General features: G+C 72.7%; 12 protein-coding genes. 8 read left to right on the top strand and 4 right to left on the bottom strand.

What is annotated here, in order from left to right; all coding sequences use genetic code 11:
- The first annotated feature begins 243 nt into the window (after window positions 1–243).
- From HF526_RS03250 to HF526_RS03225, 6 genes are read left to right on the top strand one after another with little or no spacing between them, the layout of a single operon-like run.
- Entirely contained in the window at window positions 244–1,134 is an 891-nt protein-coding gene (locus tag HF526_RS03250; protein WP_169379716.1) for an FAD binding domain-containing protein, read from the top strand.
- Window positions 1,135–1,138: 4 nt separating this feature from the next.
- Entirely contained in the window at window positions 1,139–1,618 is a 480-nt protein-coding gene (locus HF526_RS03245) for a 2Fe-2S iron-sulfur cluster-binding protein (RefSeq protein ID WP_169379715.1), read from the top strand.
- Between the two features lie 44 nt (window positions 1,619–1,662).
- Window positions 1,663–4,020, top strand: coding sequence for an aerobic carbon-monoxide dehydrogenase large subunit (locus HF526_RS03240; protein WP_169379843.1), 2,358 nt, complete (start codon window positions 1,663–1,665; stop codon window positions 4,018–4,020).
- Between the two features lie 5 nt (window positions 4,021–4,025).
- Window positions 4,026–5,003 (top strand): XdhC family protein, encoded by a 978-nt coding sequence (locus tag HF526_RS03235; protein WP_169379714.1) that lies wholly within the window; start codon window positions 4,026–4,028, stop codon window positions 5,001–5,003.
- Between the two features lie 5 nt (window positions 5,004–5,008).
- Window positions 5,009–5,896 carry an AAA family ATPase gene (locus tag HF526_RS03230; RefSeq protein WP_338051278.1) on the top strand — a complete coding sequence of 296 codons (888 nt, stop codon included), beginning with the start codon at window positions 5,009–5,011 and terminating at the stop codon, window positions 5,894–5,896.
- Window positions 5,897–5,917: 21 nt separating this feature from the next.
- Window positions 5,918–7,123 (top strand): vWA domain-containing protein, encoded by a 1,206-nt coding sequence (locus HF526_RS03225; protein WP_338051261.1) that lies wholly within the window; start codon window positions 5,918–5,920, stop codon window positions 7,121–7,123.
- 165 nt (window positions 7,124–7,288) lie between these two features.
- On the opposite strand, the gene HF526_RS03220 is transcribed toward HF526_RS03225, so the two are convergent.
- From HF526_RS03220 to HF526_RS03205, 4 genes are all read right to left on the bottom strand, one after another.
- Window positions 7,289–9,442 (bottom strand): amylo-alpha-1,6-glucosidase, encoded by a 2,154-nt coding sequence (locus HF526_RS03220; protein WP_169379840.1) that lies wholly within the window; start codon window positions 9,440–9,442, stop codon window positions 7,289–7,291.
- The gene (locus tag HF526_RS03215) at window positions 9,439–9,957 is read right to left on the bottom strand and encodes a glycosyltransferase (protein WP_169379713.1); all 519 of its coding nucleotides are present in this window, start codon (window positions 9,955–9,957) and stop codon (window positions 9,439–9,441) included. The genes HF526_RS03220 and HF526_RS03215 overlap by 4 nt, the downstream gene beginning before the upstream one ends.
- An 81-nt stretch (window positions 9,958–10,038) precedes the next feature.
- Window positions 10,039–10,581 carry an NAD(P)H-dependent oxidoreductase gene (locus tag HF526_RS03210; RefSeq protein WP_169379712.1) on the bottom strand — a complete coding sequence of 181 codons (543 nt, stop codon included), beginning with the start codon at window positions 10,579–10,581 and terminating at the stop codon, window positions 10,039–10,041.
- Complete coding sequence (locus HF526_RS03205) at window positions 10,578–11,120, bottom strand: flavin reductase family protein (protein WP_169379711.1); 543 nt, start codon at window positions 11,118–11,120, stop codon at window positions 10,578–10,580. Before HF526_RS03205 ends, HF526_RS03210 begins: the two co-directional genes overlap by 4 nt.
- A 228-nt stretch (window positions 11,121–11,348) precedes the next feature.
- On the opposite strand from HF526_RS03205, the gene HF526_RS03200 reads away from it, so the two are divergent.
- Together HF526_RS03200 and HF526_RS03195 are read left to right on the top strand one after the other, a co-directional pair.
- Window positions 11,349–12,515, top strand: coding sequence for an LLM class flavin-dependent oxidoreductase (locus HF526_RS03200; protein WP_169379710.1), 1,167 nt, complete (start codon window positions 11,349–11,351; stop codon window positions 12,513–12,515).
- 79 nt (window positions 12,516–12,594) lie between these two features.
- The gene (locus tag HF526_RS03195) at window positions 12,595–13,593 is read left to right on the top strand and encodes an AraC-like ligand-binding domain-containing protein (protein WP_169379709.1); all 999 of its coding nucleotides are present in this window, start codon (window positions 12,595–12,597) and stop codon (window positions 13,591–13,593) included.
- Window positions 13,594–13,618 lie beyond the last annotated feature (25 nt).

Here is a 13,618-nt window from a genome sequence, read left to right as displayed (position 1 = left end):
CCAGTGCGTCACACGGTGTGACGAGATGACCACCCTGAGGTGGTGGGCAACCTCACACCTGTTTCGACTGGCGTGTCAAGTGCCGCCATGCTGCCGCGTGGAGACGCAGAGCACATCCACGCCCTAAGCGAAGACTTAAGTCCGATTTGCTGAGGCGCTGTGATCGGGACCACGATGGCCTCGATACGAGCGACGCCGCCGGACAGGTCGACGGCGCCGGTCGCGGCCGACCCGGGAGTGCCCATGCAGGTGCCCGCCCACTTCGAGTACCAGCGGGCGACGAGCGTCGATCACGCCATCTCGCTGCTGGCCCGGTACGGCCCCGAGGCGCGCATCGTGGCCGGTGGGCACAGCCTGATCCCGATGATGAAACTGCGGCTGGCCCAGCCGGAGATGCTCATCGACATCAACGACCTGGACGAGCTCGGCGAGATCCGTGTCGAGGTCGGTGACGAGGGCGCTGAGCTGCGGATCGGCGCGATGACCCGGCATGCCGACCTGCTCGGCTCCGCGGTCGCGGGCGAGCACTACCCGATGCTGCACGACGCCGAGCGCATGATCGCCGATCCGCTCGTGCGCAACCGCGGCACCGTCGGCGGCTCGGTCTGCCAGGCCGACCCGTCCGAGGACCTGTCCGGGGCGTTCACCGCGCTGCGGGCCACCGCGGTGATCCGCGGCCTCGACGGCGAACGCACCGTGCCGGTGCGCGAGTTCTTCACCGGGCCCTACCAGACCGTGGTCGGCCCGGCGGAGATCCTGGCCGAGCTGCGCGTCCCGCTGCGCCCAGGCGGGGGCAGCACCTACCTCAAGGTCGACCGCCGGGCCGGGGACTGGGCCGTCGCCGCGGCCGCTGCCGCGCTGTGGCTCGCCCCTGACGGCACCGTCGCCGAGGTCGGTCTCGGTCTCACCGCCGTCGGGGCCCCGGACTTCACCGCGGTGCAGGCCGAGGAGTACCTGCGTGGCCGCCCGGCCACGGAGGAGACCTTCGCCGAGGCCGGGCGGATCGCCGCCGAGCACTGCAGCCCGGTGGCCGACCAGCGTGGGCCGGTCGACTACAAGCGCCACCTCGCGGACGAGCTGACCGTCCGGGCGCTGCGCCGGGCCGCGGCCCGGGCCCGGGGCGGGGAGGCCTGATCGCGTGCAGATCACGGTGTGGGTCAACGGAGTCGAGCACGTCCGCGAGGTCGAGCCCCGGTTGCTGCTGGTGCATCTGCTGCGCGACGAACTCGGCTTGACCGGGACGCACTGGGGCTGCGACACGTCCAACTGCGGCGCGTGCACGGTGTGGATGGACGACGTGCCGGTGAAGTCGTGCACGGTGCTGGCGGTGATGGCCGGCGGCCGGCGGGTGCGCACCGTGGAGGGCCTCGAGGGTCCCTTCGGCCTGGACCAGGTGCAGCTGTCGTTCATCCGATGCCACGGCCTGCAGTGCGGCTTCTGCACACCGGGGATGCTGATGACCGCCCGCTGGCTGCTCGACCACAACCCGGACCCGACCGAGGCCGAGATCCGTGAGGCGATCGCGGGCCAGACCTGCCGGTGCACCGGCTACGAGAACATCGTGCGCTCGATCCGGCACGCCGCGGCGGCCGAGAACGCCCGGGACGGTGCCGCGTGAGCGCGCTCGGGGAGTTCAGCGGGTTCAGCGACGTCCCGACGCCGATGGGGCACGGGCGGATGCTGCGCAAGGAGGACGCGCGGTTCGTCCGCGGCCGCGGCCGCTACGTCGACGACCTGCGGCTGCCCGGGATGCTGCACGGCGCGATCCTGCGCAGCCCGTACGCGCACGCCCGGATCACCGCGGTCGACACCAGCGCCGCCGAGTCGCACCCCAAGGTCCGGGCGGTGATCACCGGCGAGACCCTCGCCGGGCGCGGGCTGGCCTGGATGCCGACGCTGTCGCACGACGTCGCGGCGGTGCTGGCCACGGACAAGGTGCGCTACCAGGGGCAGGAGGTCGCCTTCGTCGTCGCCGAGGACCGCTACGCCGCGCGCGACGCGCTGAGCCTGATCGAGGTCGAGTACGAACCGTTGCCGCCGGTGATCGACGCCCGCCGCGCCCTGGACCCGGACGCGCCGCTGATCCGCGACGAGATCGACGGGCGCACCGACAACCACGTCTTCGACTGGGAGGCCGGCGACGCCGCGGCCACCGATGCCGTGTTCGCCGCGGCCGAGCACGTCTCCGGGTGCGACCTGCTCTACCCGCGGGTGCACCCGGCCCCGCTGGAGACCTGCGGCATCGTCGCCGACGCCGACCGGATCTCGGGCAAGCTCACCGTGCACGCCACCACCCAGGCCCCGCACACCCACCGGATGCTCTACGCGCGCATCGCCGGCATCCCGGAACACAAGATCCGGATCGTGGCCCCGGACATCGGGGGCGGATTCGGCAACAAGGTCGGCATGTACCCCGGCTACCTGTGCGCGGTGGTGGGTTCGGTGCTGACCGGGTCTCCGGTGAAGTGGACCGAGGACCGCTCGGAGAACCTGATGAGCACGTCGTTCGCCCGCGACTACCACATGCACGGGGAGATCGCGGCGACGCGCGACGGGCGGATCCTCGGGTTGCGGGTCCGGGTGCTGGCCGACCACGGCGCGTTCAACGGGACCGCGCAGCCGTCGAAGTTCCCGGCCGGGTTCTTCACCATCTTCACCGGCTCCTACGACGTGGCGGCCGCGCACTGCCGGGTCACCGGCGTCTACACCAACAAGGCGCCCGGCGGCGTGGCCTATGCGTGCTCGTTCCGCATCACCGAGGCGTCCTATCTGGTCGAGCGCCTGGTCGACGTGCTCTGCCACGACCTCGGGCTCGACCCCGCCGAGGTCCGGATGCGCAACCTGCTGCGCCCGGAACAGTTCCCGTACGCCTGCGCGACGGGATGGGAGTACGACTCCGGTGACTATCCGCGCACCCTGGCGCTCGCCCTGGAGATGGCCGGCTACGACGAGCTGCGCCGCGAGCAGGCCCGCAGGCGCGCGGCCTACGCCGAGACCGGCCGCGGTGAGCTGCTGGGTGTCGGGATCAGTTTCTTCACCGAGGCCGTGGGCGCCGGCCCACGCCGGACGATGGACATCATGGGCCTGGGCATGGCCGACGGCGCGGAACTGCGGGTGCACCCCACCGGCACCGCGGTGCTGCGGGTGTCGTGCATGAGCCAGGGGCAGGGCCACGAGACCACGTTCGCCCAGATCGTCGCCGAAGAGCTGGGCGTCTCACCCGACGACGTCGAACTGGTGCAGGGCGACACCGACCAGACCCCGTTCGGGCTGGGCACCTACGGCTCCCGCTCGACCCCGGTGTCCGGGGCGGCCGCCGTCATGGTGGCCCGCAAGGTCCGCGAGCGCGCCCGGATCGTGGCCGCGGCGATGCTCGAGGTGTCTGCGGACGACCTGGAGTGGCACAAGGGGCGCTGGCAGGTCGCCGGCGACCCGGCCGCCGGGGCGACGATGGCGCAGATCGCGCTGGCCGCACACTCCGACCTGGAGCTGCCCGACGGCGTGGAGGGCCATCTCGACGCGAGCTGCGTCTACAACCCGCCCAACCTGACCTATCCGTTCGGCGCCTACATCTGCGTGGTGGACGTCGACCCGGGCACCGGGCAGGTGAAGGTCCGCCGGTTCGTCGCGGTGGACGACTGCGGGGTCCGGATCAACCCGATGATCGTCGAGGGCCAGGTGCACGGGGGGCTGGCCGACGGGATCGGGATGGCGTTGATGGAGCTGATGGCCTTCGACGACGACGGGAACCATCTCGGTGCCTCGTTCATGGACTACCTCCTTCCGACGTCGATGGAATGCCCGTCCTGGGAACTGGGAGAGACCGTGACACCGTCACCGCACCATCCGATCGGCGCCAAGGGGGTCGGTGAGTCGGCCACCGTCGGGTCACCCGCCGCCGTGGTCAACGCCGTGCTCGACGCGATCGGGGTCCGGCACGCGGACATGCCGCTGACCCCGGCGCACGTCTGGCGGGCCGTGCAGGGCCGCCCGATCCGTCCCGACCTGGCGATCCGGTGATCACCGTGAGCCGCGGCGAGCTGCTGGCGCGGGTCGACGACCTGCGGGCCGGCCGGACGCCGTTCGTCCTCGCGACGGTGGTCCGTGCCGAACGCCCGACCAGTGCGAAGCCGGGGGACTGTGCGCTCGTGCTGCCCGACGGCACCATCGACGGCTTCGTCGGCGGGGTGTGCGCGGAGTCGACCGTGCGGCTGGAGGGGCTGCGGTTGCTGGCGGCCGGTGAGTCCGGGCTGTTGCGGATCACCCCGAGCGCCGGTGGCGACGACGCCCCGGTGGAGGGGGTGCGCACGGTCGGCAACCCGTGCCTGTCCGGCGGCACCCTGGAGATCTTCCTGGAGGCGATGGTCCCGCCCACGCTGATCTCGGTGTTCGGCGAGGCCCCGGTGGCCCGGGCCCTGGTCCGGGTCGGCACCGCGCTGGACTACGACGTCCGGGCGGGGGCCGACCCGAGCGTTCCCGTCGCGGCGGACACCGCCGCCGTCGTCGTCGCCTCGCACGGGCGCGACGAGGCCGCGGTGCTGCGCGCGGCGTTGCGCGCGGAGGTGCCCTACATCGCGCTGGTGGCCAGCCGCAGACGGGCGGCCGGGGTGCGCGAGGAGCTCGCCGCGCTCGGCGTGCCCGCCGAGCAGCTCGACCGGGTCCACGCCCCGGCCGGGCTGGACATCGGGGCCCGGACGGCCCCGGAGATCGCGCTGTCGGTGTTCGCCGACATCGTGGCCCGCCGGCCCCGCAGCAGCGTCACGGTGCCGGACACGCTGCGCACCGAGCCGCCTGCCGAGCGGGCGCTCGAGGTCCCGGTCCCTGACGAGCCGCCGCCGGCGAAGCCCGCGCCGTTGCAGATCGCGATCGACCCGGTGTGCGGGATGGAGGTCGCGCTGACGCCCGCCGGCGTGTCGGCCCGGCACGGCGGGCAGGGCTACTGGTTCTGCGGCACCGGTTGCCGGCAGGCGTTCCTCGACGACCCGGCACGGTTCACGGGGTGACCCGGGTGCCCGATCTGCCCGCCGTTCCCGACGTGGACGCCCTGCGTGCCGCGCTGGACGACGTCGGGTACCTGGCCGACGACGCGCTGGCCACCGCCCTGTTCCTGGCCATGCGCATCGGCCAGCCGCTGCTGCTCGAGGGCGAGCCCGGGGTCGGCAAGACCCGCGCGGCGACGGCGCTCGCCGAGGCGCTCGACACCACGTTGCTGCGGCTGCAGTGTTATGAGGGGCTGACCGCGGGGGAGGCGCTCTACGAGTGGAACTACCCGCGCCAGCTGCTGTCGATCCGGCTGGCGGAGAGCCGCGGGGAGCAGCTCCGCGACGCCGACCTGTTCACCGAGGACTATCTGCTGGCGCGGCCGCTGCTGGCCGCGATCAGCCATCCGGGGCCGCGGCCCGCGGTGCTGCTCATCGACGAGATCGACCGCGCCGACGACGAGTTCGAGGCGTTCCTGTTCGAGATGCTCGCCGAGTCGGCGGTGACCATTCCGGAGCTGGGCACGCGGCGCGCGATCGTGCCACCGGTCGCGGTGCTCACCTCCAACCGCACCCGCGACCTGCACGACGCGCTGAAGCGGCGCTGCCTCTACCACTGGATCGGGTACCCGGACCCGCGGCGAGTGGAGGAGATCATCCGCCGACGGGTACCGGAGGCGGCGGGCTGGCTCGCGAGCCGGGTCGCCCCGGCGGTGCAGCGGTTCCGGGCCTTGGACCTGCTGAAACCGCCCGGGGTCGCGGAGGCGATCAGCTGGACGACCGCGCTGCACGTGCTCGGTGTGGCGGACCTCGACGTCGCTGCCGCCGAGCGCACGCTGGGTGCGGTGCTCAAGTACGACGAGGACGCGGCCACCGCCCGCGCAGCGGGCCTCGCCACCCTGATCCCCCATGCCTGACCCGCGAGTCGGCGGTTTCGGGTGAGCGAGTCGCCGGTGTGGGGTGACCTGCCGGCGCTGGTCGCCCGGTTCGCCGCCGCCTGCCACGACGCCGGGCTGCCCGTCGGCCCCGAACGCGCGGAGCGGCTGGCCCGGGCCGTCGTCCTCGTGGCGCCGCGGACGGTGCGCCGGCTGTACTGGTGCGCGCTGGCCACCGTCGTGTCCGACCCGGCGCAGATCCCCGTGTTCGACCGGGTCTTCGGTGCGGTGTTCGGCGGACCGGTCGACGTGGCCGAGTCCCGCGGCGACCCGAACGCGCCGGCGCCGGCCGGTGGGCCAGGTCGTGGCGAGCCCCGCGGCGGTGACACCCGAGGCGGCGGCGTGCTGCACCTCGCGCCCGGCACGGCCGCGGCCGCAGGCGGCGTCGAGGCGCCACTGCCGGCGATCGCGAGCGCCGCCGAACGGCTCGCCGGCCGCGACTTCGACGAGCTGTCGCCCGCGGAACTGCTGACGCTGTCCACGGCGATGAGCCGGTTGCGGGTGGCCATTCCGCCGCGGCGCTCCCGGCGCACCCGGCGCGCCTCGCACGGCCCGCGGGTGGACCTGCGGTCGACCCTGCGCACCGCCCGGCGCACCACGGGTGTCCCGATCACCCTGGTCCGTCGCACCCCGCGGCAGCGGCCGCGCCTGCTCGTCGTGCTGTGCGACATCTCCGGATCGATGGCGCCCTTCGCCCGCGCCCTGCTGCAGCTGCTCTACTGCGCGGGCGGCGGCGCCGGCGCCGAGGTCTTCACGTTCGCGACCCGGCTGACCCGGCTCACCCCGGTGCTCGCCCCCAGCACCCCGGCGATCGCGTTGCGGCGGGCCGGCCGGCTCGCTCCGGACTGGTCCGGCGGGACCCGGATCGGGGAGGCGCTCAAGGAGTTCCTGGACGCGCACGGCGCCCGCGGGATGGCCCGCGGCGCGGTCGTCTTGATCATCTCCGACGGCTGGGAGACCGGGGACCCGGCGCTGCTGCGGACCCAGATGGCGCGGCTGTCCCGGCTGGCCCACCGCATCGTGTGGGCCAACCCGCGGACCCGCGTGCCCGGGTACCGGCCGCTGGTCGGCGGCATGGCCGCGGCCTGGCCGTATTGCGACGCCGTGGTCAGCGCGCACAGCCTGGCCGCGATCGACGACCTGCTCGCCGCGCTGGCCGACACCACCCCGAACCGGTTCTCCCGGTCGACAGCCGGCGGTGGCCGCTAGAAGACGTGTCCCGACATCACACCGAGCAGCATCGCGAGGAGGCCGCGCCCGCCGGTGGGGCGAGCTGCTCCACCCGCAGTTCGGTGCGGATGTCGCCCACGGGGCTCCTGACGTCGCGGGCCCCGCATGGGCCCGAGGACGCCCGAGACGTCGGTCAGGGCGATTTCAGTCCTGCGGGCCGGCGTCGAGAGCCACCTCGTCGGGCAGCCCGTCGAGCTCCCAACCGTCCGACCGGATCTCCAGGTCGATCCGCCCGCCCCCCAGCGGCACGTTCTCGATCCGCAACGGGAGCATCCGCTCGGGCAGCACCGGGTCGAAGCCGACCCGCGCGGCCGGTAGGTCCGGGTCCAGCCGCAGCAGGCTGCGGGTGAGCAGCAGCGGGGAGGCGGCCGCCCACGCCTGCGGCGAGCAGGAGGTGGGGTAGGGGACCGGGCGGGAGAACTGCTCGCGGTCGAAGCCGCAGTACAGCTCGGGCAGCCGGTCGCCGAACCGGGCCGAGGCGTCGAGCACCTCGAGCGCGATCCGCTGAGCCTGCTCGACGAAGCCGTAGCGGGCCAGCCCGGCCACCGCGATCGCGCTGTCGTGCGGCCATACCGAGCCGTTGTGATAGCTCATCGGGTTGTAGGCGCCCATGTCGTTCGCCAGCGTGCGCACGCCGAACCCGCTGTCGAGCCGCTCGCCGGACAGGTGCCGGGCCACCGCGGGCGCCTTCTCGTCATCGACGATGCCGGTCCACAGGCAGTGCCCCATGTTGGACGTGACCGCGTCGACCTGCTCCTTGTCCCCGTCGAGTGCGATCGCGAACGCCTCCCGGTCGTCCATCCAGAACCAGTGGTTGAACTCCGACTTGAGCGTGGCCGCCCGGCCTCGCCAGTACGACTCCGCCGCCGGGTCGCCGAGCGTCGTGGCGATGGCGGCGCGGGCGCGGAACGCGGCGTAGGCGTAGCCCTGCACCTCGCACAGTGCGATGGGTGGGACCGCGAGCCGGCCGTCCGCGTGATTGACCCCGTCGAAGGAGTCCTTCCAGCCCTGGTTGGCCAACCCCCGGTCGGTGTGCCTGCGGTACTCGACGAACCCGTCGCCGTCGAGATCGCCGTAGTCGGCGATCCAGGTCAGCGCCCGGTCGACCGCCGGCAGGAGCGCCCTGAGGTCCTCGTCGGGCAGCTCGCCCCAGCGGTGCAGCTCGCCGACCAGCATGACGAACAGCGGGGTCGCGTCGACAGTGCCGTAGTAGACGTTGCCGCCACCCAGGGCGAGCCCGGCCTCCCGGCCCATGCGCACCTCGTGCAGGATCCGGCCGGGCTGCTCCTCGGTGAGTGGATCGGACTTCCGGCCCTGGAGCCGGGCCAGCGTGCGCAGGCTGCACCGAGCCAGCCGCGGGTCAAGCGGAAGCGCCATCCAGCTGGTCAGCAGACAGTCGCGGCCGAACAGGGCCATGAACCACGGCGCCCCGGCCGCGACGACGGGACAGTCGGGGTGATCCGGGTCCTCGATCTGCAGCGCACCCAGGTCCCGGGCGCTGGCCCGCAGCGTGTCGGCGAGGACGGTGTCCGGGGTCCGGATGCTCGGGGCGGCCAGCCGCCAGGCCTGCATCCGTCGCGCCGGGGGGCTCGTCTGCACCGGTGCCCCGCAGCGGTGCCGCGGCGGGATGCGGCGTCCCCCGACCAAGGCCTCGACGCTCAGGCAGGTCGACCATTCCGAGCGGGCCGGGATCACCAGGTGAAAGGTGAACCGGCCCGGCGAGATGCCGGGGTCGCCGGTTGCGGTGATCCGGGAGCCGCGCACGTCGGTGGGGGTCTCGAGCTGGTAGGTCAGGGCGTCCGCGCCGACGTCGACGACGACCCCGTGCGCGGGGTTCACGCGGCGTTGCTTCACCTCGAACAGGTCGGCGAAGTCGGTGGTGACGGTGAGGGACAGGGTCACCCCCGTCGCCTCCCGGCCCAGGTTGCGCAGCACGACGTCCTCGCGCATACCGTCGCCGACGTAGCGGTGGCGCAGGACGAGCACCGTGCTGTCGGCGTGCCCGCTGTGCGGCGCGGTGCGGCCCACGAAGGTCACCCGGTAGGGCTCGGTGGGGTCCTCGAGCGCGGTGAGGGTCTCCACGGCCTGGCCGTCGACTGCGAGCTTCCAGCACGACACGATCCGGGTGTCGGCGACGAACAGCCCGTGCGGGAAGTCGCGCAGCATGTCTCCGGAGGTCGAGGACACGCAGAACGTGGAGCCCTCGACGGCGGTGACGGTGCCGGTCTCGGCGGGCGGCACGGGCGGCCCGGCTCCGGTCGCCCACGCGTCGGAGGTCTCGGCGTCGACCAGGGTCATCGGCACACCACATCCTCATAGAGGGCCAGATGGTCGGCGACCATTCGCGAGGTGGAGACCGTGATGTCCGGGGCGCGGGCCACCTGCGCGTTCGAGATCGCGCTGACCGGCAGCCGCGTGCCGTAGCGCTGGTAGATCTGCCGGAAATCGCCGTCCAACGGGCCGTGGCACGTGGTCACCACCCGGTCGTGGCCACCGGCGAGAGCCCAGGCGGGGCCGGCCAGGGTGTGGTCGTGCACGATGTCGCAGCCGGCGAGCGCCTCGTACCCGTGCATCACGTGGTGCAGCTCGACCGGGGTCCGGCCCATCTGATCGCCGGCCGCGTCGTCGCGCGTGTAGGCGGTCGGCACCGGGGCCGTGCTGTCGCCGGTCGCGAACAACGTGACCTGGTGCCCCGCGGCGGAGAGCCCGCGAGCCAACTGGTCGATGACCGATTCGGTTCCTCCGTAGGTCGGTGGTGGCACCGCCGCCCATGGAGGCGCCAACAGCCCGATGCTCAGCGTGACGCTCGGCATCGGCCCATGCTGCAGAACCGGTCACCGACGGCGATTCGGCCCCGCGGCGCGAACGGCGGTGGCGCGCCCGGACCTGCCGGGTCAGACCTGCGGGGTGATCGCGGACAGTGCCTTCGAACCGCGGACCGCCGTGGCCAGGTCGACCAGCGCGGCCCCGTGGGTGGCGGCCAGCGCGGCGCTGTCCTCGGTCAGGGTGGAGCGGTCGGCGTAGCCGGAGTGGTCGACGTACAGGCCGGGGGAGAGGACCTGCATCGCGAAGAACCCGGCCAGCACGTTGCGCAGGTCGTTCATCGCGAGGAAGTGGTGCCCGCTCGCGCCGGTGAGCACGGTGGCCGCGGCCTTGCCCTGCAGCGGGGCGGTGGTCTCGCCCCACTTGCCACGCTCGGTGCGCTCCAGCAGGTCCTTGAGCAGGGCGGTATAGGTGGCGCGGTAGACCGGGCTGCCGAACACGACGGCGTCCGCGGCCTCGAGGGCCGCTGTGACGGCGGCCGGCTCGGCCTGGCTCAGCTCGATCAGCGAGGTGGTCGCTCCGGCCGCCTCGGCGCCGGCCAGGATGCCCGCGACGGCGGTGCTGGTGCGGCCACCCGGGTCGGGCCCGCCGACCACCCCCAGCACGACGCTCATCGGCTCTCCTCCTCGGTGGCGAGGGCATCGGGCGCGGTGATGCCGTAGCGGCCGCGGTAGAACAGCAGCGGCAGCCGGGCCGAGTCGGCGCCGAGGTCGGATACGCGGGCCACGACGATGGTGTGGTCGCCGCCGTCGTACTCGTTCCACAGCGCGCCATCGATCCAGGCACTGACCCCGTTCAGCACGGGCGCCCCGGACGGGGCCGGGGTCCAGTCCACGCCGGCGAACTTGTCCACGCCGGAGCGGGCGAACCCGGCGCTGTAGTGCTCGTGGTCCTCGGCCAGCACATTGATGGCGAACGTGCCGATCTCGCGGATCCTCGGCCAGGTCGACGACGTGCGCGACGGCGAGAAGCTGACCAGTGGCGGATCCAGCGACAGCGAGGCGAAGGACTGGCAGGTGAAGCCGATCGGCCCGTCGGGGCCGTGCGCGGTGATCACGACGACACCGGAGACGAAGTGGCCCAGGACCTCGCGCATGACGGCCGGGTCGACCGGACCGGGGGGCGCGCTGGCACTCGACGGGGAACCAGACATGGACGCCAGGTTAGGCACGGTCCGGCGTTCTTGACCATCCGTTCCGCGCAGTAGCCGGTTGCTGGTGCGCGGAACGGCCGGCGGGTCTGCACTCGGCGGCTGCCCGGCTGCGCTGGGCGGATAGATCCGTTTCGCCGGCCTGCCTACCGTCTCCTCCCGGCAGGCGGGTGGCACAGGCCACATCGCGCGGGAACCCCGCAGGTCGGCGCGGGGCGACGAGGAGGTGCCATGACTGCGGCAGCGCTCGAGTTGAATCCGACGGCCCCGCGCCCGGTGGAGGAGTCCCGGCCGCTGGTCGACGGCCGGCAGACCCACCCGCTCTACAACGACCAGAAGATGAAGCTGGGCCTGTTCGGCACGAACTGCTCCTACGGGCTGATCATGAGCCACGCCGAGAGCACCTACAAGGCGACCTGGGAACACACCCTGCAGGTGGCCCGCACCGCCGAGGCCATCGGCTTCGAGGCGCTGGTGCCGATCGCCCGGTGGCGTGGCTTCGGCGGCACCACGAACTTCAACGGCACCTGTTTCGAGACCTATGCCTGGGCTGCCGGGCTCGCGCAGGCCACCGAGCGGATCGGCATCTTCGCCACCTCCCACCTGCCGACGATGCACCCGATCGTCGCGGCCAAGGCGGCGACCACGATCGACCACATCTCCGGCGGCCGGTTCGGGCTGAACCTGGTGATGGGCTGGTTCTCCCCCGAAATGGAGATGTTCGACGGCTCGCAGCGCGAGCACGACGAGCGCTACGTCTTCGGCCAGGAGTGGCTCGACCTGGTGCTCAAGCTGTGGAGCGAGGAGGGCTCGTTCGACCACAGGGGCGAGTTCTTCACCTGCACCGGTGTCGAGTCCTACCCCAAGCCGCACCAGGCCCCGCGGCCGATCCTGATCAACGCGGGCAACTCGAAGGCGGGCGTGGAGTTCTCCGCCCGCAACGTGGACATCAACTTCGCGTCGCTGACGACGCTGGAGGAGATGAAGGCCTACACCGACACGATCCGGGCCAAGGCGCGCGACGACCACCAGCGCGAGATCACGACCATGACCTACGGGCTGATCGTCTGCCGGGACACCGAGAAGGAGGCCAAGGCGGCCTTCGACAACGTGATCGAGAAGGGCGACTGGGGCGCGGCGGAGAACGTCATGAAGATCGCCGGGATGCAGTCGCAGTCGTTCAACGAGCAGATCAAGCAGTTCCAGGAGCGCTTCATCGCGGGCTGGGCGGGCTACCCGATCGTGGGCACCCCGGAGCAGGTCACCGAGGAGCTCGGCCGGCTGCACGCGGCCGGCATGGAGGGCATGATCATGGGATTGATCGACTACAACGAGGAGATGAAGTACTTCGACGCCAACGTGATGCCGCTGCTCAAGCAGGCCGGTCTGCGGCACTGAGGCTGCAACCCGCGGCGTCGGGTGGCTATCGTTCGGTCCCGTCAGCCGTGCATCACAACGCCGTGGTGGAGGTGGCCGGGTGAGCGTTCCGCTCAGCTCGTTCCCCGTGCTGGAGACCGGAGACCTGGAGCAGGCGCGGGACGCGGTGACCCGCGTCTACCTGCCCCACGAACTGGTCCCCGACCGGGCCGGCGGCGGGAGCGGCGACCGGCTGGGCATGGTGCTCAACGCGATCGAGGACCGGAACTTCACCCTCGGCTTCCTGACCTACGGGGCTCCGACCCGGCTGTCCATGCCGGCCACCGAGAACTGCTATCACGTCAACCTCACCATCCGGGGCCGGACACACGCCGACCGGCAGGACGGCAAACGGGCCAAGACGGCGGCGCGGTCCAGCGGTGTGGTGCTGCTGCCCGACCAGCTCAACCGGGTCCGTTGGACCCCCGACGCCGAGCAGCTCATCCTCAAGATCCCCCGCACCGCGCTCGAATGTCATCTCGGCGGCCTGCTGGGACGGCCGGTGCACGAGGTCGTCGACTTCGACTTCCAGATCGACCTGACCACTCCGCGCGGGCGCGGCCTGCTGGCCTCGGTGGAGTTCCTCGCCGCCGAACTGGACCGCCCCGGCGGGCTGGCCGACATGCCGCTTGCCCGCGAGCAACTGGAGGCGTTCGTGCTCACCCAGCTGCTCAGCGCGGTCGGCCACCGGTGGGCCGACGAGCTGCACCGCCCGGTCGAGCCGGCCCGCCCCGGCCGGCTGCGGGCGGTGGTCGAGTACATGGAGAGCAACGCCGACGACCCGCTGACCCCCGGCGAGCTGGCCCGGGTCGGCTGCATGTCGGTGCGCACCCTGCACGCGTCGTTCCAGCAGGCGTTCGGCGAATCGCCGATGGCCTACCTGCGGCGGATCCGGCTCGACCACGTACGCGCCGAGCTGACCGGAGGCCGGGACCCGGATGTGCGGATCACCGACGTGGCGATGCGCTGGGGGTTCTTCCATCCCAGCCGCTTCGCCCAGCAGTACCGGAAGCGCTTCGGCGAGCTTCCCTCGGCCACCGTGCGCCGCTGCACCGGCTGAACCCGGCGGGACGCCGGCGCGCGGC

Source organism: Pseudonocardia acidicola (assembly GCF_012911935.1).
Lineage (GTDB): Bacteria > Actinomycetota > Actinomycetes > Mycobacteriales > Pseudonocardiaceae > Pseudonocardia > Pseudonocardia acidicola.
Note: the sequence above shows the minus strand (reverse complement) of the source record. Positions and strands in the feature narration are given on the sequence as shown.

Bases quoted from the DNA above. Each gene is read 5' to 3' on its own strand.
- HF526_RS03250 (WP_169379716.1), top strand. From the start codon at position 244: ATGCAGGTGCCCGCCCACTTCGAGTACCAGCGGGCGACGAGCGTCGAT.
- HF526_RS03240 (WP_169379843.1), top strand. From the start codon at position 1,663: ATGGGGCACGGGCGGATGCTGCGCAAGGAGGACGCGCGGTTCGTCCGC.
- HF526_RS03220 (WP_169379840.1), bottom strand. From the start codon at position 9,442: ATGACCCTGGTCGACGCCGAGACCTCCGACGCGTGGGCGACCGGAGCC.
- HF526_RS03215 (WP_169379713.1), bottom strand. From the start codon at position 9,957: ATGCCGAGCGTCACGCTGAGCATCGGGCTGTTGGCGCCTCCATGGGCG.
- HF526_RS03210 (WP_169379712.1), bottom strand. From the start codon at position 10,581: ATGAGCGTCGTGCTGGGGGTGGTCGGCGGGCCCGACCCGGGTGGCCGC.
- HF526_RS03205 (WP_169379711.1), bottom strand. From the start codon at position 11,120: ATGTCTGGTTCCCCGTCGAGTGCCAGCGCGCCCCCCGGTCCGGTCGAC.
- HF526_RS03200 (WP_169379710.1), top strand. From the start codon at position 11,349: ATGACTGCGGCAGCGCTCGAGTTGAATCCGACGGCCCCGCGCCCGGTG.